The organism is Azospira sp. I09 (assembly GCF_009177135.1).
Lineage (GTDB): Bacteria > Pseudomonadota > Gammaproteobacteria > Burkholderiales > Rhodocyclaceae > Azospira > Azospira oryzae.
This window is the reverse complement of record NZ_AP021844.1, coordinates 2,547,672-2,570,928: the sequence shown is the minus strand read 5'-3', so window position 1 is coordinate 2,570,928 and position 23,257 is coordinate 2,547,672. Positions and strand designations below refer to the sequence as shown.

The 23,257-nt window shown below is 67.3% G+C and carries 18 protein-coding genes; 12 read left to right on the top strand and 6 right to left on the bottom strand.

Going from position 1 to position 23,257, the window contains the following annotated elements:
• Positions 1-7: 7 nt before the first annotated feature.
• On the bottom strand, positions 8-1,000 hold the full coding sequence (locus tag AZSP09_RS12000) for a LysM peptidoglycan-binding domain-containing protein (protein WP_232058792.1): 993 nt from the start codon (positions 998-1,000) through the stop codon (positions 8-10).
• Between the two features lie 180 nt (positions 1,001-1,180).
• Here AZSP09_RS12000 and def point away from each other — a divergent pair, with 180 nt between their 5' ends.
• Genes def through htpX form a run of 3 tightly spaced genes read left to right on the top strand, consistent with a single transcriptional unit; the run spans position 1,181 to position 3,571 of the window.
• The gene (gene def / locus AZSP09_RS11995) at positions 1,181-1,684 is read left to right on the top strand and encodes a peptide deformylase (RefSeq protein WP_152090171.1); all 504 of its coding nucleotides are present in this window, start codon (positions 1,181-1,183) and stop codon (positions 1,682-1,684) included.
• 57 nt (positions 1,685-1,741) lie between these two features.
• Positions 1,742-2,668, top strand: coding sequence for a methionyl-tRNA formyltransferase (gene fmt / locus AZSP09_RS11990; RefSeq protein ID WP_152090170.1), 927 nt, complete (start codon positions 1,742-1,744; stop codon positions 2,666-2,668).
• A gap of 57 nt (positions 2,669-2,725) precedes the next feature.
• Positions 2,726-3,571 carry a zinc metalloprotease HtpX gene (gene htpX / locus AZSP09_RS11985; RefSeq protein WP_130459636.1) on the top strand — a complete coding sequence of 282 codons (846 nt, stop codon included), beginning with the start codon at positions 2,726-2,728 and terminating at the stop codon, positions 3,569-3,571.
• An 89-nt stretch (positions 3,572-3,660) separates the two neighbouring features.
• On the opposite strand, the gene AZSP09_RS11980 is transcribed toward htpX, so the two are convergent.
• Positions 3,661-4,584: a S1/P1 nuclease gene (locus AZSP09_RS11980; RefSeq protein ID WP_152090169.1), complete on the bottom strand. Its 924-nt coding sequence runs from the start codon at positions 4,582-4,584 to the stop codon at positions 3,661-3,663.
• Positions 4,584-5,486 (bottom strand): cation diffusion facilitator family transporter, encoded by a 903-nt coding sequence (locus tag AZSP09_RS11975; protein WP_014235921.1) that lies wholly within the window; start codon positions 5,484-5,486, stop codon positions 4,584-4,586. Before AZSP09_RS11975 ends, AZSP09_RS11980 begins: the two co-directional genes overlap by 1 nt.
• A gap of 173 nt (positions 5,487-5,659) precedes the next feature.
• Between AZSP09_RS11975 and rsmB the strand changes: the two genes are divergently transcribed.
• The 9 genes from rsmB to AZSP09_RS11930 all read left to right on the top strand — a co-directional run bounded on the left by rsmB (position 5,660) and on the right by AZSP09_RS11930 (position 19,169).
• Positions 5,660-6,997 (top strand): 16S rRNA (cytosine(967)-C(5))-methyltransferase RsmB, encoded by a 1,338-nt coding sequence (gene rsmB / locus AZSP09_RS11970; protein ID WP_152090168.1) that lies wholly within the window; start codon positions 5,660-5,662, stop codon positions 6,995-6,997.
• A complete protein-coding gene (locus tag AZSP09_RS11965) occupies positions 6,957-7,565 on the top strand; it encodes a DUF4390 domain-containing protein (RefSeq protein WP_152090167.1) in 609 nt (202 codons plus the stop codon). Before rsmB ends, AZSP09_RS11965 begins: the two co-directional genes overlap by 41 nt.
• Positions 7,562-9,682: a sensor histidine kinase gene (locus AZSP09_RS11960; RefSeq protein ID WP_152090166.1), complete on the top strand. Its 2,121-nt coding sequence runs from the start codon at positions 7,562-7,564 to the stop codon at positions 9,680-9,682. The genes AZSP09_RS11965 and AZSP09_RS11960 overlap by 4 nt, the downstream gene beginning before the upstream one ends.
• A gap of 23 nt (positions 9,683-9,705) precedes the next feature.
• Entirely contained in the window at positions 9,706-10,962 is a 1,257-nt protein-coding gene (locus tag AZSP09_RS11955) for a sigma-54-dependent transcriptional regulator (RefSeq protein ID WP_152090165.1), read from the top strand.
• Positions 10,963-11,078: 116 nt separating this feature from the next.
• Entirely contained in the window at positions 11,079-12,509 is a 1,431-nt protein-coding gene (trkA, locus tag AZSP09_RS11950; protein WP_014235916.1) for a Trk system potassium transporter TrkA, read from the top strand.
• A 10-nt stretch (positions 12,510-12,519) separates the two neighbouring features.
• On the top strand, positions 12,520-13,977 hold the full coding sequence (locus tag AZSP09_RS11945; RefSeq protein WP_152090164.1) for a TrkH family potassium uptake protein: 1,458 nt from the start codon (positions 12,520-12,522) through the stop codon (positions 13,975-13,977).
• Between the two features lie 99 nt (positions 13,978-14,076).
• On the top strand, positions 14,077-15,159 hold the full coding sequence (gene hemE / locus AZSP09_RS11940; RefSeq protein WP_014235914.1) for a uroporphyrinogen decarboxylase: 1,083 nt from the start codon (positions 14,077-14,079) through the stop codon (positions 15,157-15,159).
• A gap of 651 nt (positions 15,160-15,810) precedes the next feature.
• On the top strand, positions 15,811-17,835 hold the full coding sequence (locus AZSP09_RS11935; RefSeq protein ID WP_152090163.1) for a primosomal protein N': 2,025 nt from the start codon (positions 15,811-15,813) through the stop codon (positions 17,833-17,835).
• A gap of 221 nt (positions 17,836-18,056) precedes the next feature.
• Positions 18,057-19,169, top strand: coding sequence for a hypothetical protein (locus tag AZSP09_RS11930; RefSeq protein WP_152090162.1), 1,113 nt, complete (start codon positions 18,057-18,059; stop codon positions 19,167-19,169).
• 10 nt (positions 19,170-19,179) lie between these two features.
• Here the strand turns inward: AZSP09_RS11930 and AZSP09_RS11925 are convergent, their stop codons facing one another.
• From AZSP09_RS11925 to AZSP09_RS11915, 3 genes are all read right to left on the bottom strand, one after another.
• Positions 19,180-21,351: a bifunctional diguanylate cyclase/phosphodiesterase gene (locus AZSP09_RS11925; RefSeq protein WP_172974753.1), complete on the bottom strand. Its 2,172-nt coding sequence runs from the start codon at positions 21,349-21,351 to the stop codon at positions 19,180-19,182.
• A gap of 185 nt (positions 21,352-21,536) precedes the next feature.
• Complete coding sequence (locus tag AZSP09_RS11920; protein WP_152090160.1) at positions 21,537-22,238, bottom strand: MOSC domain-containing protein; 702 nt, start codon at positions 22,236-22,238, stop codon at positions 21,537-21,539.
• A gap of 18 nt (positions 22,239-22,256) precedes the next feature.
• On the bottom strand, positions 22,257-23,147 hold the full coding sequence (locus AZSP09_RS11915; RefSeq protein ID WP_152090891.1) for an ROK family protein: 891 nt from the start codon (positions 23,145-23,147) through the stop codon (positions 22,257-22,259).
• Positions 23,148-23,257: the final 110 nt, after the last annotated feature.

Here is a 23,257-nt window from a genome sequence, read left to right as displayed (position 1 = left end):
CGGGGGCTCAGGGGTTGCGTACCAGATCGGCCAGAGACAGGGGCAAGGCAGCATCCATGACCAGAGCGTAGGAAACTCGTTCAAACGTCCTGAAGACAAAGACCAGGCCATAGCGCTGGGGCGGCACCTTGACCAACTCCCGCTCGCCCTGTTCGTTGCGCTGTTCATAGACCTTTTCACTGCGCAGCAAGGCTAGGACGTGGCCGACCTCGAGTCCGTCGCGGCTGCCCCTGGACAGGGATACCACCGAGTAGCGCCCACCGGTGCCAACACCGCCGTACACCGCGATGATGCGGGCCTCAACCTTGGCTTCCGGACGACGTGGGGCATAGGTGATCAGTTCGGGGCGGGATGCGGGCATCAGTCGATCGAACTTGCCGACCTCCTGCTTCACCTCCACCATTTCCATGACGGAGGGCTCTCCCGGTTGAATCAGCCTGGCCGTGCCCAGGTAGAACGCCTCATGGCCCAGCACTTCCTTGGTGTCGGGATCGAGCATGGCCTTGCCGGGACGATAGACCTGCCACAATTCGGAAGGCTCCCGTACCCCGACCACGTAGGCCTGATCACCGCCACCAAGATAGACCCGTCCTTCCTGGGTGGCGATGATGCGGGCTTCCTTGTCCATGGCGCTGGGGTCCACCACCAGGGGCTGGGACAGGAAGGGCTCGATGATGCTTTGCGGAATGGTGGGAATTTCGTTCTTGACCGCTTCGCTGTACTCGCGCGGCTGCAGCTTGAGCGACTTGGCCAGTTTGAGCTGTGGCTTGCCGTCCTCGCCGGTGACCATGACGATGACGTCGCCCGGGTAGATGCGGTGGGGATTCTTGATCTGGTCCTTGTTCAGGCGCCAGATTTCGGGCCAGCGCCATGGTTCCTGGATGAACTTGCCGGCGATGCCCCACAGGGTGTCGCCCGGCACCACGATATGGCGGTCCGGCGCGTTGTCGGCGAGGCGGGGAGATTCCTGGGCACTGGCGCTGGAGGCGGCGACAGCCAACAGAAGGGTGGCTATAATGCGGGCGGGGTTCAGGCCAGGGCGGCCGAACAGGTGTCGAATCATCGTGGCGTCCTCGCGCTGCCGGAACAAGGGCGGCCCTTTTGTTGTCCACACCCATGTCCCGAATCTAGGGATTTGGTTTAAATTCTGCATGTAATAGATTATTCGGGCAAGCTTTTTATGGCTTTACTCCCTATTTTGCGCTTCCCGGATCCCCGCTTGAAAAAAGTGGCGGTTCCGGTCGAAAAAATTGACGACGGCATTCGTGCCCTGGCCCGGGACATGGCGGAAACCATGTACGAGGCGCCGGGTATCGGTCTGGCCGCCACCCAGGTCGATGTACACAAGCAGGTGATTGTCATCGACGTGTCGGAAACCAAGGACGAACTCCTGGTGCTGATCAATCCGGAAATCACCCACCGCGACGGACTACAGGTGGGTGAAGAAGGCTGTCTCTCGGTGCCGGGCATTTACGACAAGGTCGAGCGGGCCGAGCATATCGCCGTGCGTTACCTGGACCTGGAAGGCAAGACCTGTTCCCTGGAAACGGACGGCCTGCTGGCCGTCTGCATCCAGCATGAGATGGATCACCTGCAGGGCAAGGTTTTCGTCGATCACCTGTCCCAGCTCAAACAGGGCCGCATCAAGGCCAAGCTGGCCAAGCAGGCCCGCATCACCGCCTGATTTTCCGGGGGAGCAGCTCTGCTCCCCTGCCCTCCTTCCTTCTGGTTCTCCCCCCCCATGAAAATCGTCTTTGCCGGCACTCCCGAATTTGCCGCCCGGGCCCTGGCCGCCCTTTACGAGGCAGGCCACGACATTCCTCTGGTACTGACCCAGCCCGACCGGCCGGCGGGCCGGGGCATGACCCTGCAGGCCTCGCCGGTGAAGCAGTTGGCCCTGTCCCGGGGCAGCGAAGTATTCCAGCCTTTGACCCTGAAGGATGAGGCGGCCCAGGAGAAGCTGCGCCTGCTGGCACCGGACGTGATGGTGGTGGCCGCCTATGGCCTGATCCTGCCCCAGGCCGTGCTGGACATTCCGCGCCATGGCTGCCTCAACATCCATGCCTCCCTCCTGCCCCGCTGGCGCGGCGCGGCGCCCATCCACCGGGCCATTCTGGCCGGCGATGCGGAAAGCGGCGTCTGCATCATGCAGATGGAAGCGGGCCTGGATACCGGCCCCGTACTCCTATCCGACAGTACGCCCATCACGGCCCAGGATACGTCCCAGACCCTGCACGACAAGCTGGCGCTGCAGGGGGCCCAGCTCATTGTCAGCGCCTTGCAGCGCCTGCCGCTGCCGGCGGTCGCCCAACCCGAATCCGGTGTCACCTACGCTGCCAAGCTGGACAAGTCCGAGGCGCCCCTGGACTGGCGCCGTCCGGCAGCCGAGCTGGATCGGCAGATTCGGGCCTTCACTCCATTCCCCGGAACCACCGCGGTGCTGGACGGTGCGCCCCTGAAAGTCTGGGCCGCCCTGCCCCGCAGCGAAAGCGGTGCTCCCGGTACCGTGCTGGTGGCGGACAAGCACGGCATCCTGGTGGCTTGCGGTAGTGGCTCCCTGCTGCTGACCGAATTGCAGAAGGCCGGCGGCAAACGCCTGCCGGTAGCCCAGTTCCTGGCCGGCCACGGCGTGTCCGCAGGGGTGCGGTTCGAACTCCCGGCGGCTTGAATTTGGCGACAGACGCCCCGAGTTAACCACCCATACAAGATTGTCCGGAGGTTTGAGATGAGTGCGAACTGGTTCAAGACCACCCTGCTGATGGCGGCCATCGTCGCTCTTTTCGGTGTCATCGGCGGTGCCGTGGGCGGTGCCCAGGGCATGGTGATCGCCCTGCTTCTGGGCGGTGCCATGAATGTGTTCGCCTACTGGAATTCGGACAAGATGGTGCTGCGCATGTACAACGCGCAGCAGGTGGACGAGGCTTCCTCCCCCTATCTCTACAATATGGTGAAGGAGCTGGCTGGTCGTGCCGGGTTGCCCATGCCCCGGGTGTACATCATCGACGAGGCTCAGCCCAACGCCTTCGCCACTGGCCGCAATCCCGAGAATGCCGCGGTGGCGGCGACCACCGGCATCCTGCAGATGCTCTCCCAGCGGGAGTTGCGGGGTGTCATGGCCCACGAACTGGCTCACGTGCAGCATCGGGACATCCTCATTTCCACCATTTCCGCTACCATGGCCGGCGCCATTTCGGCCCTTGCCAATATCGCCATGTTCTTCGGTGGCCGGGACGAAGAAGGTCGGCCGGCAAATCCCCTGGCCGGCATTCTGGTGGCCCTGCTGGCGCCCCTGGCGGCCAGCCTGATCCAGATGGCCATTTCCCGGGCCCGGGAATTCGAGGCCGATCGGGGCGGTGCCCAGATCAGCGGCGACCCCCTGGCCCTGGCCGATGCCCTGGCCAAGATCGATGCCTACGCCCGGGGCATTCCCATGCCGGCGGCGGAGGCCCATCCGGAAACGGCCCAGATGATGATCATGAATCCCCTGTCGGGAGGTGGTCTGGCCGGACTGTTTTCCACCCATCCGGCGACCGAAGAACGCATTGCGCGGCTGCGTCAGCTGGCCCGCTGACAATTCCCAAAAGAAACAGGGCGGTCCTCACCGCCCTGTTTCACGTGAAACACCCGGCGGCGTTCGCCGGCTTTGTTCCACGTGAAACGTCACTTACCCCATATCCTGTTGAGCAGTCCGGCCAGCCGGCGCCCTGCCTCAACCAGCCGTCTATCTGCGACTGCCTTGGCTTGCCTGCTGTAACGTTCATCCAGTACCGGCACCAGATTGCTGTCGATGCCGGGATAAACCCGGGTGCGTGCCAGTTGCAATGACTCCTGCCGCCAGGCGGTAAGCGTCTTCTGTGGTGTGTGCTGAATGTCGGAGTCCATTAACTGGGCGGCATCCAGCAGCTGGTTTCCCCGCAGCCGGGAGGGTCCCGGCAGATCATCCCAATAGGTGTGCAGGCTGGTTTCGGGTCTGCGGTTGTTGGCCGGGTCGATCACCGACTGGTCGTTGCCCCCGGCATCCGGATTGCCTTCCTCGTCGTAGCGGCTGACCACGTGCAGGGGCTGGTGGATGTCGCCCACCAGATGGATCAGCCAGACAAGGGCGTAGGCCCGCTCCGGGTCGCCCAGGCGCCGGTCGGCCAGTTGGGCCGACAACTGCTTGATGCGGGTGGTGAGCTGTCCCCGCTGCGGCGCCCGCTCCTTCGGCCCGCCCTGCCCAGGCGTCAGGGGCAGGTTCTCGTAGTGCCAGTCCCGATGCCGGGCCATCATGTCCGGCGTGTCGGAAAGCGTCTCTGCGTCGTTGTCGTGGTAGCGGCTGTCGTGACGGATGTCGTCGGCCCAGGTGGAGGCTTCGATGAACAGCACCCGGCTTTGCTCCAGGCTGCCGTAGTGCTTCTGTTGCCGTTGCCAGCGGGCGAGGTCCGGGTGTGCCTGCAGCAGGCGGCTCACCTGTTGGCGCGCCGGGGCGGACAGCCTGTTCCAGGCAATGCTGGCGCTGATGCGGTGTCCCGCCCCGTTCCAGGCCAGGGCGGGAGGCGCACCGAGGCCGATGCCCAGGATCAGGAGCAGCGCCTTGGCTCGCATCAGCGGTCCAGGTCGATGTCCTGGTGGGACAGGGGGTCTTCCAGGGGCTCCAGATGAGTGGTGACATGGGCGCCGGGAATGGCCCGGCGGATGTCCTCCTCCACCTGCTCGGCCAGTTCGTGGGCCCGTTGCACCGTCCATTCTCCCGGCACCAGCACGTGCAGGGAAATGAAGGCCCGGGTGCCGGCCTGGCGGGTGCGGATGGCGTGGAAGCCGATGCCCTGCTGCCGGTGGGGCAACAAGGTGCTTTCCAGGCTGCCGAGGAATTCTTCCGGTAGGGCGGCGTCCATGAGGCCGGCGGCTGCATCCCGGATCAGGTGCCAGGCAGTGTAGAGAATGTGGGTGGCAACGATCAGGGCCAGGATCGGGTCCAGCCACAGCCAGCCGGTCAGGGCCACGGCGGCCACGCCGGCAATGACGCCGACGGAGGTCCACACGTCGGTCATGAGGTGGGCGCTGTCCGCCTTGAGGGCGACCGAGCCGTACTGCTTGCCGGCGGCCAGGAGGACCCGGGCGACGCCCAGATTGACCAGGGAAGCCACTACCGAAATGGCCAGGCCCACGCCTACCTGCTCCAGCGCCTGGGGGTTCAGCAGGCGGTTGATGGCGGTGTGGGCGATGGCCAGGGCCGCCACCAGGATGAGCAGGCCTTCGAAGCCGCTGGCGAAATACTCGGCCTTGCTATGGCCGTAGGCGTGCTTTTCGTCGGGCGGCTGGGCCGCCAGGGTCAGCATCCACAGGGCCATGAGGGCGCCGGCCAGATTGACGAAGGATTCCAGCGCATCGGAAAGCAGGCCGACGGAGCCGGTCCACCACCAGGCCGCCCCCTTGAGCAGGATGGTGGCGATGGCGGCGGCAATGGATAGCCAGGCGTAGCGGGTCAGGGAGGTGTTGGTGTGCATGGCCGGATTATCGCCCAAAAGTGCCCCGGGCCCGAGGGACCCGCGACGGCGGGAAAAGTGGCGAAAACCGCTCCGGTGCTGCCGGAGCGACAGAAAGGCCATGCTAAACTGCTTCGACTACGCCGATGTACTTCCGGCAGCCTTTTTTACCGATTTTTTTGAGCCTGCAATCCTTGTCTTCCCGCAACTCCCCGCCCGCCGCCCGCCGCCCTTCTCCTGTCCGCTCCGCTCCGGAGCCGGCACCCGATTCCCTGGCCCGCGCCCTGCTGCTGGCCAGTGCAGCCGTTGCTGCCGTCCAGGCCGGACGCAGCCTGACCGAAGTGCTGGCGCAGCAGGCCAAGGGTGAACTGGGGCCGACCCGGGCCCAGGCCCAGGATCTGGCTTACGGCGCCCTGCGCCGTTATGGCTGGGGCGAGGCGGTGCTGGCGGCCCTGCTGCAGAAGCCTCTGCCCGAACCCCAGCTGCAGAGCCTGCTGCTGTGCGCCCTGTACCGCCTGGAGAGCCGGCCGGAGCAGAGCCACACGGTGGTGGACCAGGCCGTGGCCGCTGCCGCCACCCTGGCCAAGGGCAACTTCCGCGGGGTGATCAACGGCGTGCTGCGCAGTTATCTGCGGCAGCGGCCCGAGCTGCTGGCCCGGGCCGCCGGCAAGCCGTCGGGGGCCTGGTGGCATCCCGACTGGTGGCTGTCCCGCCTGCGCCGGGCCTATCCCCGGGATTGGGAAGCCATCGCCTCGGCCGGCAACGGCCAGCCGCCCATGACCCTGCGGGTCAATCTGGCCCGGGGTTCCCGGGAGGAATACCAGGCTCGCCTGGACGCCGCCGGGATTGCCGCTGCGCCCCTGGGCAGCGCCGCCCTGCTGCTGCAGAAGCCGGTGCCGGTGGATGCCCTGCCCGGATTTTTCGATGGTTTTGTCTCGGTTCAGGACTGGGGCGCCCAGCGCGCCGCCGAGCTGCTGGACGCCCGGGCCGGCCAGCGGGTGCTGGATGCCTGCGCCGCCCCCGGCGGCAAGACGGCCCATATTCTTGAGCGGGCCGGGGTGGACCTGCTGGCCCTGGACGTGGACGGGCTGCGCTGCCGCCGGGTGGAGGAAAACCTGAGCCGCCTGGGCCTTCGGGCCGCCGTGTGCGCTGCCGATGCCCGCTGCCCCGACGACTGGTGGGACGGCCGCCCCTTCGACCGTATCCTGGCCGATGTGCCCTGTTCCGCCAGCGGCGTGGTGCGCCGCCATCCGGACAGCAAATGGCTGCGGCGGGAGACCGACATCGCCCAGTTCGCCCGGGTGCAGCGGCAGATCCTGGAGGTGCTGTGGCCGACCCTGGCGGTGGGCGGGCGCCTGCTCTATGCCACCTGTTCCGTTTTCCCGGAGGAGAACAGCCAGCAGGTGAGCGCCTTCCTGGCGCGCCACGGGGATGCCCGCCGCATCGGCATCGACGGTGCCGACGAGTTGCAGTTGTTGCCAGGAAGTGAACATGACGGCTTCTACTATGCGCTGCTGGAAAAGACCGCTTAAGCTCCTCGCCATCTGCTGGCTCTGTCTCTGGGCTGCCCTGGGGGCGGCGAGCGAGGTGGAGGTACGCAATCCCCAGCTCACCCCGGGGGACGACGGCTATACCCTCTCCGCCGACTTCGCCTTCGAATTCAATTCCCGCCTGGAGGAGGCGGTGACCCGGGGGGTGGTGCTCAACTTCCTGGTGGAATTCGAGCTGACCCGCGTCCGCTGGTACTGGCTGGACGACAAGGTGGCCAGCCGCAGCCAGACCCTGCGTCTTTCCTACAACGCCCTCACCCGCCAGTACCGCCTTTCCTCCGGTGCCCTGCACCAGAACTTCTCCTCCCTGGAGGAGGCCCTGCGCATCCTCTCCCGCCTGCGCCACTGGACGGTGCTGGACAAGTCCGTGGCCCTCCGGCCCGGGGAAACCTACCAGGCTTCCCTGCGCCTGCGCCTCGATCCCTCCCAGCTGCCCAAGCCCTTCCAGCTGACGGCCCTGGCCAACCGGGAATGGAACCTGGCTTCCGACTGGCTCAACTGGCCCTTCTCCGTGCCCCGGGAAGAGCCGCCGCGGGAGGGCGCCAAGTGAGAGTCCTCCTGGTCATCGTCGCCGCCCTGGGCGGCATCCTGCTCTTCCTGCTGGCCTCGGCCTCGGCCAATACGGCCCTTTTCGCCCGCAACTATCCCTGGCTGCTGGCCCTCAACGGTCTGGTAGCCCTGGCCCTGGCCGGCCTGGTGGCCTGGCAGCTGCGGGCCCTGTGGAAGGAGCACCGGGCCAAGGTCTTCGGCTCCCGCCTGAAGCTGCGCCTGCTGGTCTTCTTTGCCCTCATGGGGGTGGTGCCCGGTGTCACCATCTATGCCGTGTCGGTGCAGTTCGTCACCAAGAGCATCGAGAGCTGGTTCGACGTGCGGGTGGAAACCGCCCTGGAGTCGGGCCTCAACCTGGGCCGCAGCGCCCTTGACGCCATGCTTTCCGACCTCACCGAAAAGGGCCGGCAGATGGCCCAGGAACTGGCCGACCGGCCCGACGGCACCCGCCGCCTGCTGCTCAACCGCCTGCGCGACCAGGCCGGGGTGGAAAGCGCGGCCCTCTTCGCCGCCAACGGCCAGGTCATCGCCAGCGCCAACGGCGACTATTCTTCCCTGCTGCCCTCCCTGCCCTCCTCCGCCCAGCTGAAGCAGGCCCGTCTTTCCCGGGGTATCGGTTCCATCGAGGGCGAAGGCAAGGACATGACCCTCAGGGTGCTGGTGGGCATTCCCGGCTACGGCCTGACCGAGGAGCCGCGCATCCTGCAGCTGACCCAGGGGGTGCCGCCGGCCATCGCCGAGAATGCCGATGCGGTGCAGGACGTGTACCGGGACTACCAGGAGCTGTCCCTGGCCCGCAGCGGCCTCACCCACATCTACGCCCTGACCCTGACCCTGGCCCTGCTGCTGTCCCTGTTTACCGCCATCGCCGTGGCCTATGTGCTGGCCCGGCGCCTTTCGGCGCCCCTCTCCATCCTGGCCGAGGGTACCCAGGCCGTGGCCGCCGGCGACTTCACGCCGCGCCAGGCCATCTACAGCCGGGACGAGCTGGGGGTGCTGACCCAGTCCTTCAACCAGATGACCCGCCAGCTCGACGATGCCCGCAAGGAGACGGAGCGCCACCGCAGCGAGCTGGAATCGGCCCGGGCCTATCTGGAGGAAATCCTGGCCAACCTCTCCGCCGGCGTTCTCGCCTTCGACGCCCGCTTCGTCCTGCGGGCCATCAATGCGGGGGCCTGCACCATCCTCGGCGACGACTTCGTCGGCCTTTCCGGCGAGCCGGTGGAAGCCTGGCCCCGGCAGAACCTGCTGGGCCGGGCCATCCGCGACGGCTTTGCCGCCCATGCGGAAGAGGACTGGCAGACCCAGGTCGAGCTGGACCGCCCCGGCCTGGCGCCCCAGGTCCTGCTGTTGCGGGGCTCCAAGTTGCCGGCCGGCAGCGGCGGCGGCTACGTGGTGGTGTTCGACGAGGTGACCCAGCTCATTGCCGCCCAGCGCAGCGCTGCCTGGGGCGAAGTGGCCCGGCGTCTGGCCCACGAGATCAAGAATCCCCTCACTCCCATCCAGCTTTCCGCCGAGCGCCTGCAGATGAAGCTGGAGGACAAGCTGGATGCGGCCGCGGCCGAGACCCTGAACAAGGGCACCCAGACCATCATCAACCAGGTCCAGGCCATGAAGCGCATGGTGGACGACTTCCGCGACTACGCCCGCATGCCCTCGCCGGTGCTGGCGGTGCTCGACCTCAACGCCCTGGTGGGCGAGGTGCTGGGGCTCTACGAGACCTCCCACGCCAGCATCGACGTGCATCTGGCCGGCGACTTGCCGCCGGTGCTGGGGGACGCCACCCAGCTGCGGCAGATCATCCACAACCTGCTGCGCAACGCCGAGGACGCCCTGGCGGAGCAGCCGGCGCCGTCCATCCGCCTCGCCACCGAGCCGGCCGGGCGCTTTGCCCGCCTGGTGGTGGAGGACAACGGTCCCGGCTTCCCGGCGGAAATCCTGGCCCGGGCCTTCGAACCCTACGTCACCACCAAGCCCAAGGGCACCGGCCTGGGCCTGGCCATCGTGCGCAAGATTGTGGACGAGCACGGCGGCCGCATCGACATCACCAACAAGCATGAAAACGGCACTGGAGGCGGCGCCCAGATCAGCATCCGCCTGCCCCTGGCCAACCCATAAGAAAACCGAGGATCTCAAGCAACATGGCTCAAATACTGGTTGTGGACGACGAAATCGGCATCCGGGAACTGCTGTCGGAAATCCTGGAGGACGAGGGACATCACATCTGGCTGGCGGAGAACGCCACGGCCGCCCGCCGCCTGCGGGCCGAGAAGCGCCCGGATCTGGTGCTGCTGGATATCTGGATGCCCGACACCGACGGTATTTCCCTGCTCAAGGAATGGGGCGCCTCGGGCCTGCTGACCATGCCGGTGGTGATGATGTCCGGCCACGGCACCATCGACACCGCGGTGGAAGCCACCCGCCACGGCGCCGTGGAATTCCTGGAAAAACCCATCGCCCTGCAGAAGCTCCTGGCCACGGTGAAGAAGGCCTTGAAGCACGACGCCCAGACCGTCAAGCCGCCCCTGACCCTGGACGCTCTGGCCAAGCTGCCCCTGCTCAAGGACCTGAAGAAGCGCCTGGAGCAGGCGGCCAAGAGCGCCCCGGTGCTGCTGCTCAAGGGCGGCGCCGGCGCCATCGCCGACATCTGCGCCCGCACCCTGCAGGCGCCCCATGCGCCCTGGCTCGACCTGGCCGCCGAATCCGGGCCCCTGACCCAGGAACGTCTGCAACAGTCCTCCGGCGGCATCCTCTTCGTGCCGGACCTGGCGGTCCTGGGCAAGCTGCAGCAGATGAACCTGGCCTTCGCCCTGGAGCGCCTGGAGAAGTACAAGCTGCAACTGGTGGTGGCCTGCCACAAGCCGCTCCAGTCCTTGCTCGAAGCCGGCTGGGATGCGGCTCTGGTAGCCCGTCTCGGCGAGGTCTGGGTGGCCCTGCCCCAGCTTTCCGCCCATGCCGACGAGGTGCCGGAAATCGCCGGCCTGCTGCTTTCCCACCTGATGGAGCGGGGCGAAGCGCCGGCCCGCCATTTCTCCAGCGCCGCCCTCAACGCCCTGCGCATGCACCGTTGGAGCGCCGACGGCTGGGGCGAACTGCAGGGCGCGGTGAAAAACCTGGCGCTCACCGCCCTGGAGGAGGAAATCAGCGCCGAGGACGTGGCCGGCCTGCTCCACACCACCGACGGCGAGGCCGCCAGCACGCCCCTGGAGCCCCTTTTCTCCCAGCCCCTGCGGGAAGCCCGGGACGCCTTCGAGAAACTCTATTTCGAACACGTCCTGCGTCAGGAAGGGGGCAACATGACCCGGGTCTCGGAACGCTCCGGGGTGGAGCGCACCCACCTCTACCGCAAGCTCAAGCAACTGGGCGTCAGCACCGGCAAGCGCGGCGGCGAGGGCTGATCCGCCTGGGCGTGATGCAGTCCACGCCCCGCCCTTCCCCGCCGGCGCTACACTCGACGCAATAGAACAGGTTCCCGCCGGCCGCCCCATAGCCGGCCCAGGACATTGGGGGAAGCATGAAGATCGTCATTCTCGGTGCCGGCCAGGTCGGCGCCAGCGTGGCCGAGGCCCTGGTGCACGAGGCCAACGACATCACCATCGTGGACAACGACCGGGAGCGCCTGGCCGCCCTGCAGGACCGGCTTGATCTGCGCACCGTGTGCGGCAATGCGGCACTGCCGTCCATCCTTGGCGACGCCGGCCTGGACGATGCGGACCTGCTCATCGCCGTGACCCAGAGCGACCAGACCAACCTGGTGGCCTGCAAGATCGCCAAGAGCCGCTTCAACGTGCCGACCCGCATTGCCCGCCTGCGGGCCGCCGATTTCCTCGAGGACGAGCAGCTTCTCTCCGACGAGAACTTCGCCGTGGATTTCGCCATCTGCCCCGAGGAGAACATCACCGACTACATCGTGCGTCTGGTGGATTTCCCCGAGGCCCTGCAGGTGCTGGAGTTCGCCGAGGGCCGCCTGGTCATGGTGGCGGTGCGGGCCTACGAGGGCGGCGCCCTGGTGGGCAAGCCGGTGCGCAAGCTGCGGGAGCACCTGCCGTCCCAGGTGGATGCCCGCATCGCCGCCCTCTTCCGCCAGGACCAGCCCATCATTCCCGAGGGCGAGACGGTGATCCATGCCGGCGACGAAGTCTTCATCATCGCCGCCAGCGAGCACATCCGCCCGGTGCTGCGGGAGCTGCGGCGCATGATGCGGCCGGTGAAGCGGGTGATGATCGCCGGCGGTGGCAACATCGGCTACCGGGTGGCCACGGCCCTGCAGCAGCGCCTGGAGGTGAAGCTGGTGGAGCACAACCGCAGCCGGGCCGAATGGATCGCGCCGCGCCTGGGCGACACCCTGGTGCTGTGCGGCGACGCCACGGACGAGGACCTGCTGGAGCAGGAGAACATCGCCGAGATGGACCTCTTCCTCGCCCTCACCAACGACGACGAAGACAACATCATGGCCGCCTCCCTGGCCAAGCGCCTGGGCTGCCAGCGGGTGCTGGCCCTGATCAACCGGCGCGCCTACGCCGACATGGTGCAGGGCGGCCCCATCGACATCGGCATTTCCCCGGCCCAGGTCTCCATCGGCACCCTGCTGGCCCACGTGCGCCGGGCCGACGTCTCCCAGGTCCATTCCCTGCGCCGGGGCGCCGCCGAGGCCCTGGAACTGGTGGCCCACGGCGACCGCAATTCCTCCCGGGTGGTGGGCCGCAGCCTGGGCGAGATTCCCCTGCCCAAGGGCGTCACCATCGCCGCTATCGTGCGCGACCTGGAGACGCCGGAAATCATCGGCTACCAGGGCCCGGTGGGTATCCAGGCCTACGGCCACGTGGTCATTGCCCACCGCGACACGGTGATCCAGTCCGGCGACCACGTCATCGTCTTCTGCGTGAACAAGAAGCTGGTGCACAAGGTGGAAAAACTGTTCCAGGTCGGCTTCGGCTTTCTCTGACGGGGGCACCATGCGCCGCTTCTATCCCGTCTTCCATATCCTGGGCCTGATCGTCCTCATTTTCGGCCTGACCATGCTGGCGCCCCTGGCGGTATCCGCCTACGCCCAGGATGGCGCCACGGCGGCCTACGACGAGGCCATCGTGGTGACCATGGGCGTGGGCCTGCTGCTGTGGGTTTGTACCCGCCGTTACCGCCAGGACCTGCGGGTGCGGGACGGCTTTCTCCTGGTGGCCCTGACCTGGACCATCCTGCCCCTCTTCGCCAGCCTGCCCCTGCTGCTTTTCCTGCCCGACATCTCATTTACCGACGCCTATTTCGAGGCCGCCTCCGGCCTTTCGGCCACCGGGGCGACGGTGATGTCGGGGCTGGACTCCCTGCCCCTTTCCATCAACTTCTGGCGCACCTTCCTGCACTGGCTGGGGGGCATGGGGGTGATCGTGCTGGCGGTGGCCATTTTGCCCCTGCTGGGTATTGGTGGCCGGGCCATGTTCAAGGCCGAACTGCCGGGGCCGATGAAGGATTCCAGCCTGACGCCGCGCATCGCCGAAACCGCCAAGGGGCTGTGGGGCGTCTATCTGCTGTTCACCGTGCTCTGCGCCCTGGCCCTGTGGTGGGCCGGCATGGAAGGGTGGGACGCCCTCATGCACGCTTTCAGCATCCTTGGCCTGGGCGGTTTTTCCACCCGGGACGCCAGCCTGGGTTACTACAACAGTCTGACCATCGAACTGGTGGCCATGGGCTTTGCCCTGCTCTCCGGCATCAACTACGCTACCCACTTCCTCGCCCTGCGGGGCTGGAGCCTGAAGCCCTACCAGCGGGATTTCGAACTGCCCTTCTATCTCGGCGTGCTGGCCGTCAGCGCCGTCGGTCTGGCCCTCTACCTGATGCCCTACGGCCTCTACGACAGCTTCGGTACGGCCCTGCGCTACACCGCCTTCCACGTCATTTCCCTGGCCACCTCCCTGGGCTTTGCCACCACGGACTACACCATGTGGCCCATGTTCGCCCAGTTGTGGGTGCTGTTCCTTTGCAGCTTCGTCGCCTGCGGCGGCTCCACCGGCGGCGGCATCAAGATGATGCGGGCCGTCATCCTTTACAAGCAGGTGTTCCGGGAACTGGTGCGGGCCATGCATCCGACGGCGGTGCATCCGGTGCGTATCCAGGGCGTCATCGTGCCCGATCCGGTGTTGCACGCGGTGCTGGCCTTCAGCTTCATCTACATGGTGACCATCGTCAGCCTGACCCTGCTGCTCTCGGCCAGCGACCTGCCCATCGTCACCGCTTTCTCCGCTGTGGTGGCCTGTCTCAACAATGCGGGCCCGGGATTGGATGCGGTGGGCCCGGCGGCCAATTACTCGGTGCTGAGCGACTTCCAGACCTGGGTCTGCTCCTTCGCCATGCTCCTCGGCCGCCTGGAAATCTTCACCCTGCTGGTGGTGCTGACGCCGGCCTTCTGGCGCAAGTGAGGCCGGCCGATCTGGGGGCGGCTTGATCTATCCCAATGACAGGGGTGGGGGTTCCGAAGGATAATCCGGGTCTTTCTAGCTAACCCGGCGGAGCCCCCTGTGACCCGACCCCGCAACGACACCTTCCTGCGCGCCCTGCTGCAGGAACCCACCGATTACACCCCCCTGTGGCTGATGCGCCAGGCCGGCCGCTATCTGCCCGAATACCGGGAGACCCGGGCCCGCGCCGGCAGCTTCCTCGACCTGTGCAAGAACCCGGCCCTGGCCTGCGAAGTGACCCTGCAGCCCCTGGCCCGCTACGACCTGGATGCGGCCATTCTCTTCTCCGACATCCTCACCGTGCCCGACGCCATGGGCCTGGGCCTGTACTTCGCCGAAGGCGAAGGCCCCAAGTTCGAGCGTCCTCTGCGCGAAGAATGGGCCATCCGCGACCTGCAGGCGCCGGACCCCTACGAGCACCTGCGCTACGTCACCGACGCGGTGAGCGAGATCCGCCGCGCCCTGGACAACTCCGTGCCCCTCATCGGCTTCTCCGGCAGCCCCTACACCCTCTCCTGCTACATGGTGGAAGGCGGCTCCAGCGACGATTACCGGCATGTGAAGACCATGCTCTACAACCGTCCCGACCTGATGCACCGCATCCTCTCGGTGACCGCCGATGCCGTGACCTCCTACCTCAACGCCCAGATCGAAGCCGGCGCCCAGGCCGTGATGATTTTCGACTCCTGGGGCGGCGGCCTTTCCGCTGCGGCCTACGAGGAATTCTCCCTGCAGTACATGCGCCGCATCGTTGCCGGCCTGACCAAGGAGAAGGACGGGGAAAAGATTCCCTGCATCGTCTTCACCAAGGGCGGCGGCCTGTGGATCGAGAAGATCGCTGCCATCGGCTGCGACGCCGTGGGCCTGGACTGGACCATCGACATCGGCGAAGCCCGCCGCCGCACCAACGGCAAGGTGGCGCTGCAGGGCAACCTGGACCCCAATGTGCTGTTCGCCTCCCCCGAAGTGGTGCAGGCCGAAGCCAAGAAGGTGCTGGATTCCTACCACGCCGCCGGCGGCAGCAAGACCGGCCACGTCTTCAACCTGGGCCACGGCATTTCCCAGTTCACCCCGCCGGACCACGTCACGGCGCTGGTGGAAGCGGTGCACGGCCACAGCCGCAAGCTGCGGCAGCAGGGCTGATCCAGCCCTGCCCGGCGCTCCGCCCGGGGCGCCGGTCTGCAATCCCCCTCCCCGCCGCATGGCGGGGGGCGGCCTTCCCCACGGGGCCCCTGCCGTCAGCGGCTTCCCGCCTGCCTTTCCTCCTAGCCCTCGCCATCCTCCAGTTCCCCTGCCCCATTCCGGGGATAACGCGGGGACGGGACCGTTCCCCAAAGTTTTTTCGCTCCTTCCCCTTGACTTATGCACAGAAAGAGGGCGCGGTGACGATTTGTTACAAAAGGCCGGCTATTACTTTGGGCATATTTGTAAGTCGTTGATTTATAAGGGTGATAGGAGTGCCTTATTTTGCAGCAAAGTGACAAAAACCCTTGCGGGGGGCCTGCTTAGCAAAATTATTCCGGCACAATCCACAAAGTTATCCACAGGAATTGTGAGTAAGTGAAAAAGTCCTTTCGGGCAAAGGGCTTGGCCCCTATTCAGGAGAAAGACGGCGAACTTGTGCCCCTAACTTGGGCTGAGAGTTGGGCTGTGCATTGGACTGAGATCCCGCCCGTGGAAGTGGGGCCCGGCCCGGAAGATCCCCGCCGGTCCGCCGGCCTTTCCCAAAGGCCCCCGATCCCTTAAGCTTCCGGCCTTGCCGGTGATGTGTCGCCGGCCCCTTTGCCCATCCCCATGCCTGTCATCCGCGTCGCCCTCGACGTTCCCCTGCACCGCCAGTTCGACTACCTGGCCCCCGACGCCCAGCCCGACGACGTGGGCCGGCGGGTGCGGGCGCCCTTCGGCCGGGGCACGCGCATCGGCGTCATCACCGCCGTGCTCGGCGCCGACGAGGAAGGGGACCTGCCCCTGGACAAGCTGAAGGCGGCGGAAATCCTGCGGGATGACGTGCCGCCCCTGCCGCCGGACTGGTTCCGCCTCACCGAATTCTGCAGCAGCTATTACCAGGCCCCCATCGGCGAGGTGATGCTGGCGGCTTTGCCGGTGGGCCTGCGCCGTACCGATCCGCCCAAGGCCCGGGCGGTGAAGGCCAAGGTCAAGGTGGAGGCGCCCCAGGTGGCGCCCGAGCTGACCCCGGGCCAGGCCGAGGCCGTCGCCGCCGTACTGGCGGCGGGGGTGGGCACGGCGCCCCGTTTTGCCCCTTTCCTGCTCTACGGCATCACCGGCTCGGGCAAGACCGAGGTGTACCTGCGCCTGGTGGAGGCGGCCCTGGCCGGCGGCCATCAGGCCCTGCTGCTGGTGCCGGAAATCAACCTGACGCCCCAGCTGGAGGAGCGGGTGCGGCGCCGCTTCCCCGGCGTTGGCTTGGTCAGCCTGCACAGCGAACTCACCGAGGCCGCCCGCACCCGGCACTGGAAGGCGGCCTTCAAGGGCGAGGCCCGCATTGTCCTCGGTACCCGCCTTTCCATTTTCACGCCCCTGCCCGACCTGGGCCTGATCGTGGTGGACGAGGAGCACGATCCCTCCTTCAAGCAGCAGGACGGCATGCGCTACTCGGCCCGGGACGTGGCCGTGTTCCGCGCCTGGCAGCGGGGCGTGCCCATCGTCCTGGGCTCGGCGACGCCGTCCCTGGAAACCTGGGCCAACGCCACCGGCGAGGGTATTCCCCGGCGCTACACCCTGCTGACCCTGGCGGACCGGGCCAACGCCGCCGCCTCCCTGCCGCCGGTGCGGCTGCTGGACACCCGCCGGGAGAAGCTCCAGGACGGCCTTTCCGCGGCCCTCCTGGCGGCCCTGCAGGTGCGCCTGGAGCGGGGCGAGCAGAGCCTGGTGTTCCTCAACCGGCGCGGCTACGCCCCGGTGCTGGCCTGCCCTTCCTGCGGCTGGATTTCCCGCTGCCGCCGCTGCGCCGCCAACCTGGTGCTGCACCTGGCCGACCGGCGCCTGCGCTGCCACCACTGCGGCTTCGAGAACGGCATTCCCCGGGCCTGCCCCAGCTGTGGCAACCAGGACATCCATCCCTTCGGCCGCGGCACCCAGCGCCTGGAGACGACCCTGCAGGAACGCTTTCCCGAGGCCCGCATCCTGCGGGTGGACCGGGATTCGGCGAAGAGCCGCAAGCAGTGGGAAGCCCTGGCGGAAAAGATCCACGCCGGCGAGGCCGACATCCTGGTGGGCACCCAGATGCTGGCCAAGGGCCACGACTTTCCCCGCCTCACCCTGGTGGGCGTCACCGGCGCCGATGCGGCCCTCTTCGCCGCCGACTGGCGCGCCCCGGAGCGCCTCTTCGCCCAGCTGATGCAGGTGGGCGGCCGTGCTGGCCGCGCCGAACTGCCCGGCGAGGTGCTGATCCAGACCGAACACCCGGAACATCCCCTCTACGGCGCCCTGCAGCAGCACGACTTCGCCGCCTTTGCCGCCAGCCAGCTGGAAGAACGGCGCAGTGCCGGCTTTCCGCCCTACTCCTACCAGGTCATGCTGCGGGCCGAGGCGCCGGAGATGGGGCCGGCCCTGGAGTACCTGGCCCAGGCCCGGGCCCTGGGGGCCGACCTCAACGGCAACGGCCCGGTGCTGCTGTACGACCCGGTGCCCATGCGCATGGCCCGCCGGGCCAACCTGGAGCGGGCCCAGCTGCTCGCCGAATCCACCTCCCGCCCCGCCCTGCAGGCCTTCCTGGCCGAATGGCGGCCCCTGCTCGAAGGCATCAAGGCGCCCTCCCGCCTGCGCTGGCATCTGGAAGTGGACCCCCTGGAATTCTGAAGCCGGGGCGGCGGCCATTGCCGGCCACCCCCAGCCACATCCTGCCGCAAAGACCGTCCATCATTGCCGCCGGCAAGCCCGATGGAATACCTCAATTTCGCGTCAATCCGCTGAAACACAAGGTTTTTTACATTTGGCAAGACTCTTGCAGAGGCTCTGGCCCGAGCCCATTCCGGGCCGGGCTTTTGTGGAGAGAAATCATGAGAATCCAGGATTGCCAGATGGATATCAGCTGTCAGCGCACGGCCAGCGAAACCCGGGAGAGCAGCTATGTCTTTCGGTTCGGGCGTGACGAGGAGTTCAAGAACATGCTGGAAAGCTATACCAAGGACGGCAAGATCGTCGCTCAGGAGGTAGAGCCGAGAGATTCGGCCATCGCCCTGGTGCTGGAAAGCTGGAGCAGCGGCGCCATCGCCAGCGGCGACGAAAGCCGCCGGCGCAGGGTGGACCAGCTGCTGCAGGAGATGATCACCCGGCTGTTCGCCATGCTCACCGCCGGCGACAAGGACTGCTGCTGCGACAAGGACGAGGACAGCACCGGCCTGCCCGACCTGGGCCAGGGCAAAGGGGCGTCAGCCAGAACGCCGGCGGCGGGGGATTTTGAAGCCCAGCCCCGTATGCCCCGGGTGCGGGTGATGGCCTGGGAGTCGGAGACCAACCTCAAGGTGCGGGAAAGCGAATCCACCACAGTCTGCGCCAGCGGCAGTGTGCGCACCGCCGACGGCCGCTGCATCGACTTCGACCTGGAAGTGGCCATGCAACGCCAGTACGAGGCCGACTACCAGCAGAAGGAAAGCGGTACCTGGGAACTGAAAGATCCCCTGGTGCTCAACTTCCCCGGCAAGGCGGCCGAGCTGGCCGACACCCGCTTCGACTTCGACCTGGATGCGGACGGCGACAAGGAGTCGGTGGCCGGCCTCGGCCGGGGCTCCGCCTTCCTGGCCCTGGACCGCAACGGCGACGGCGCCATCAACGACGGCCGGGAGCTGTTCGGCGCCCTTTCCGGCAACGGCTTCGCCGATCTCAAGGCCTACGACACGGACGGCAACAACTGGATCGACGAAGCCGACGCCATCTATTCCCAGCTGCGCCTGTGGCAGCCCGGCGCCGACACGGCGGCAGCCGGAAAGGCAGGTCAGGAGGGCAAGAGCGCCGGCCTGCAGACCTTGCAGGAGGCGGGTGTGGGCGCCCTCTGGCTGGGCTCGGTGCAGAGCGAGTTCAGCCTCAAGGACGGGGACAACCAGCAGCAGGGCCAGGTGCGCCAGACCGGCGTCTGGCTGGCCGAGAACGGCGAGGCCGGTTCCCTGCAGCAGGTGGATCTGGCCACCACCTGAAGGGCTGGCCTCAGGCCTCTCCCGGGGCCAGTTCCGGCGTCCAGCACAGATGCCGGTTCTTGCCCCGGGCCTTGGCCTGGTACATGGCCGCATCGGCCCGGGCCATGAGCAGTTCCACGTTGTCGCCGTCCGCCGGGTAGAAGGCGATGCCGATGCTGGCGCCGACGCGGAAGCTGCGGCCGTCCAGCAGCACCGGCTCGTTGATGGCGGCGATGATGCGTCGCGCCGCCTCTTCCGTTTCTGCAATGCCCTGGCCGTTGTTGAGGTTCTCCAGGAGCACGGTGAATTCGTCGCCGCCCTGGCGGGAGACGCTGTCCACCTTGCGCAGTACGCTGGTGATGCGCCGCGCCACCTCCACCAGCAGGCGGTCGCCGGTGTTGTGGCCGGCGCTGTCGTTCACCGCCTTGAAACCGTCCAGGTCCATGAACATCAGGGCCAGGCCGGTGCCGTTGCGTTCGGCCCGGGCCAGGGCCTGGCAGAGCCGGTCCTGGAACAGGTTGCGGTTGGGCAGCTGGGTCAGGCCGTCGAAATGGGCCAGGTGTTCCATCTGCTCGGCCAGGTGCTTCTGTGCGGTGATGTCGGAAAAGACGTGCACGTAGTGGGTGAGGCGGCCTTCGCCGTCGCGCAGGGTCGAGATGTCCAGCAGGCAGGCGAAGAGATGGCCGTCCTTGTGCCGCTGCCACACCTCCCCCTGCCAGAAACCACGGCTCTGCAGGGCCTGGTGCATGTGGTGGTAGAACTCGGCGTCGTGCACGCCGGAGGCCAGCAGGCCGGGAGAGTGGTCCAGCACCTCCTCCGGACTGTAGCCGGTCATCAGGCAGAAGGCCGGATTGACGCGGAAGATGCGCTCGCTGGCATCGGTGACCATGACCGCTTCGTGGGTCTGGGCCACGATGGCGTCGGAGAGCCACAGCTGCCGCTGCTCCTCCCGCAGCAGGGTGAGGTCGTGCCCCACCAGCGCCACATGGCTGATGTGTTCGCTGCCGTCGTGTACCGGTACCGCCGTCCAGCGCACGGTGCGCTCCCCGCCGGGGTAGGACATGGTCTGCTCCGCTTCCTGCACTTCGCCGCTGCGTACCGTCTCGTCCAGCATCAGCTGGCGGCGCAGAGCATCGTCCGGTGTCAGCACCTGGTCCAGGGCGTGGTGCTGCATCTCCTCGGCGCGGCGGCCGGCCAGGGCCTGGGCGGCAGGATTGAAATAGCGGTAGTGGAAGAGGCCGCTGCTGTCCCGTTGCAGCATCACCATGGGATCGGGGGAGGCGGAGAACACCGCGTGGGCCGCCTCCACTTCCTGGCGCGCCTGGCGCAGGCGCAGCAGGAGCCACCATAGGAACATGCCGGTCAGGAGGAGGATGGCGGAACATATGGAGGCCACCTGGTAGTAGGAGTAGGCGCGCTCCCCATAGGCAGCAAGGACGCGCGCCTCGTCAAATCCAGCGAAGACGACCAGGGGCTGCCCGGGCATCTGGCCGTAGCTGTAGAGGCGCCGGATTCCGTCCATGGAACTGGGCGCCAGGAAATGTCCTTCCGGATTGGCGCCCAGGGCCTTGAGCAGGGGTGAGTCTTCGCCCAGGGAGCGACCGACGATCACCTCCTGGTCGGTGACCCGGACGCGAACCACCTTGTCGTGGCCCACTAGGCCCAGAACGGCCCCTGGCTGCAAGCCCACCTCCTGATAGAAGCGTCCCAGATAATGGGTATCCACGGAAGCAACGACGACACCGGCAAAACTGCCGTCCCGATGATTGAGACGGCGGGAGAGCTGGATCGACCACTTGCCCGAGGCCCGGCCCAGCACCGGCTTGCTGATAAAGACTTGGCCACTGTCCCGTTCCACATGGACCTGAAAGTGCTCCCGGTCGGCCAGGTTGATTGGCTTGAAGGGCAGGTTGCTCCACTGCAGATTGCCGTTGGCGCCGATCACCCCTAGCTGCACGATGATGGCGCTGCGTTCCAGGGCTTGACGGAACTCGCTGAATTCCCGGGTACTGGGCCGTTCCTCAAACTCGGCCTTGAGCAGGCGGAGAATTTGGTCCGCCGTGGTCAGGGTGTTGAGACTGTGTTCCTGAAAGGTGCGGCGCAAATAGTCGAGTCGCTGGAATGCACGCTCGATTTCCCGATCCTTTTCATGGTGCAGGATGGTGGTGACCGCTCCCCAGAGCAGGGCCGTCAGGATAATCATGAACAGCAGCGGCAACACCTCGATACCCCGCCGAATGGGGCGTAGGGATACGTGGGGGCGGATGGGCTCTTTGTTTCTCATTTATGGATGACTAGGTCGACGACCGACTAAGCCTCCAGCATATATTACTTTCCGACTAATTCTCCGCCGTGCCCTGCATCCAATTTGATTTTTCGCAGAAAGAATCAAGAAGGTGCCGGATGCCAGGTGGTGGCGGCCGCGGCAGCCGCCTGGGGATTGGCCCGCAGCCAATCGGCCCGCTGCCGCAGGCGCCGGCTCCAGTCCGTGGTCAGGCCCGGGGTGGCGGCCAGGCGCTCCAGCAGTTCCAGGGGCGGCCGGTGGATCTGCCAGCCCTGCCACAGCTCGGCCAGGGACACCGGGTCCGGGTTGCGCGCTTCCAGTTGCAGGGCATCGCCCACCCGGGCCGAGCCCGGGGTGAGGACGCGGAAATACCAGCCGGTGAGGCCGTGCTCGGCGATGTGGGCGGCGATGCCGTCGGCGCCGTGGCGGGAGTCGATTTTCCAGCAGGGGGAGCGGGGCTGGGAAACCTGCAGGCGGGCGCTGCCGAAGACGTAGATGTCGCCGACGCAGACCTGGGCCTCGTCGGTGCCGGCCACCGCCAGGTTTTCCCCCAGGCTGCCGGGTACCAGAGTGCTTGCCGCCTCGGGAAAGGCCGCCGCCAGCTTGCCGTAGTGGTCGCTGGGGTAAAGATGGACGGCCTTCTCCGGCCCGCCATGGACGCGCCGGTCGGCCTGGGCGTCGCCCTCCAGGCCGAGGGGGCCGATGGCCAGCGGGCCGTCCACGGCATTCTTGTAGATGGCCGTGGGGCGCCCTTCCGGCAGGGCGGAAACGGGGCCGACGGCGAGGCGGGAGACGATCAGGGCCATGCTTTCACTTTCAGGCAATCACCACAGCCAGGCGGCGCCCCGCACCCCGGAGGAGTCGCCGTGCACGGGCGGCAGCAGGCGGGTGGCGATGTGGTCGGAGAAGACGTGGGGCGCCCACAGGCGGGGCACGTTGGCATAGAGCCGTTGCAGGTTGGACAGGCCGCCACCGAGGACGATCACGTCCGGGTCCACGATATTCATCACCGTGGCCAGGGCCTGCGCCAGACGGGCTTCGTAGCGCTGCAGGGTGGCCTCGCAGCGGGCGTCGCCGGCTGCCGCGGCGGCGGCGATGGCGGCCGCCTCCATGGCTTCGCCGCCGTGGCGTTGATGGTCCGCTGCCAGGGCCGGGCCCGAGAGATAGGTTTCGACGCAGCCGTGGCGGCCGCAGTAGCAGGGCGGCAGGGGCAGGTCGTCGGCTCCGGCACCGGGCAGGGGGATGTGGCCCCACTCGCCGGCGATGCCGTTGGCACCCCGCAGCACCTGGCCGTCGATGACCAGGCCGCCGCCGACCCCGGTGCCGAGGATGACGCCGAAGACGCAGCGGGCGCCCCGCCCGGCTCCGTCCATGGCTTCGGACAGGGCGAAGCAGTTGGCGTCGTTGGCCAGGCGCACCGGCCGCTGCAGCAGGGCCTCCAGGTCCCGCCCCAGGGGCTGGCCGATGAGGCAGGTGGAATTGGCGTTGCGGATGTGGCCGGTGAGGATCGATTCGCTGCCGGGCATGCCGACGCCGACGCTGCCCGTCATCTGCAGCGCCGCTTCAGCCTCCCGCACCAGGCCTGCCACCGCCTGCAGGGTGGCGCCGTAGTCGCCCCGGGGCGTCGGCACCCGGCGGCGCAGCAGCTCCCGGCCGTCGTCGCCCAGGGCGATGATCTCGATCTTGGTGCCGCCCAGGTCGATGCCGAGACGCACGGTCACGCCCTCGGCAGCCGCAGAGGCGGGGTGGTTGCTATGGTGCGGATGGTGGCGGGGATGGGCATTGCAGCGTCGGCAAATGGCAGGCGGGCCATTCTGGCACAGGG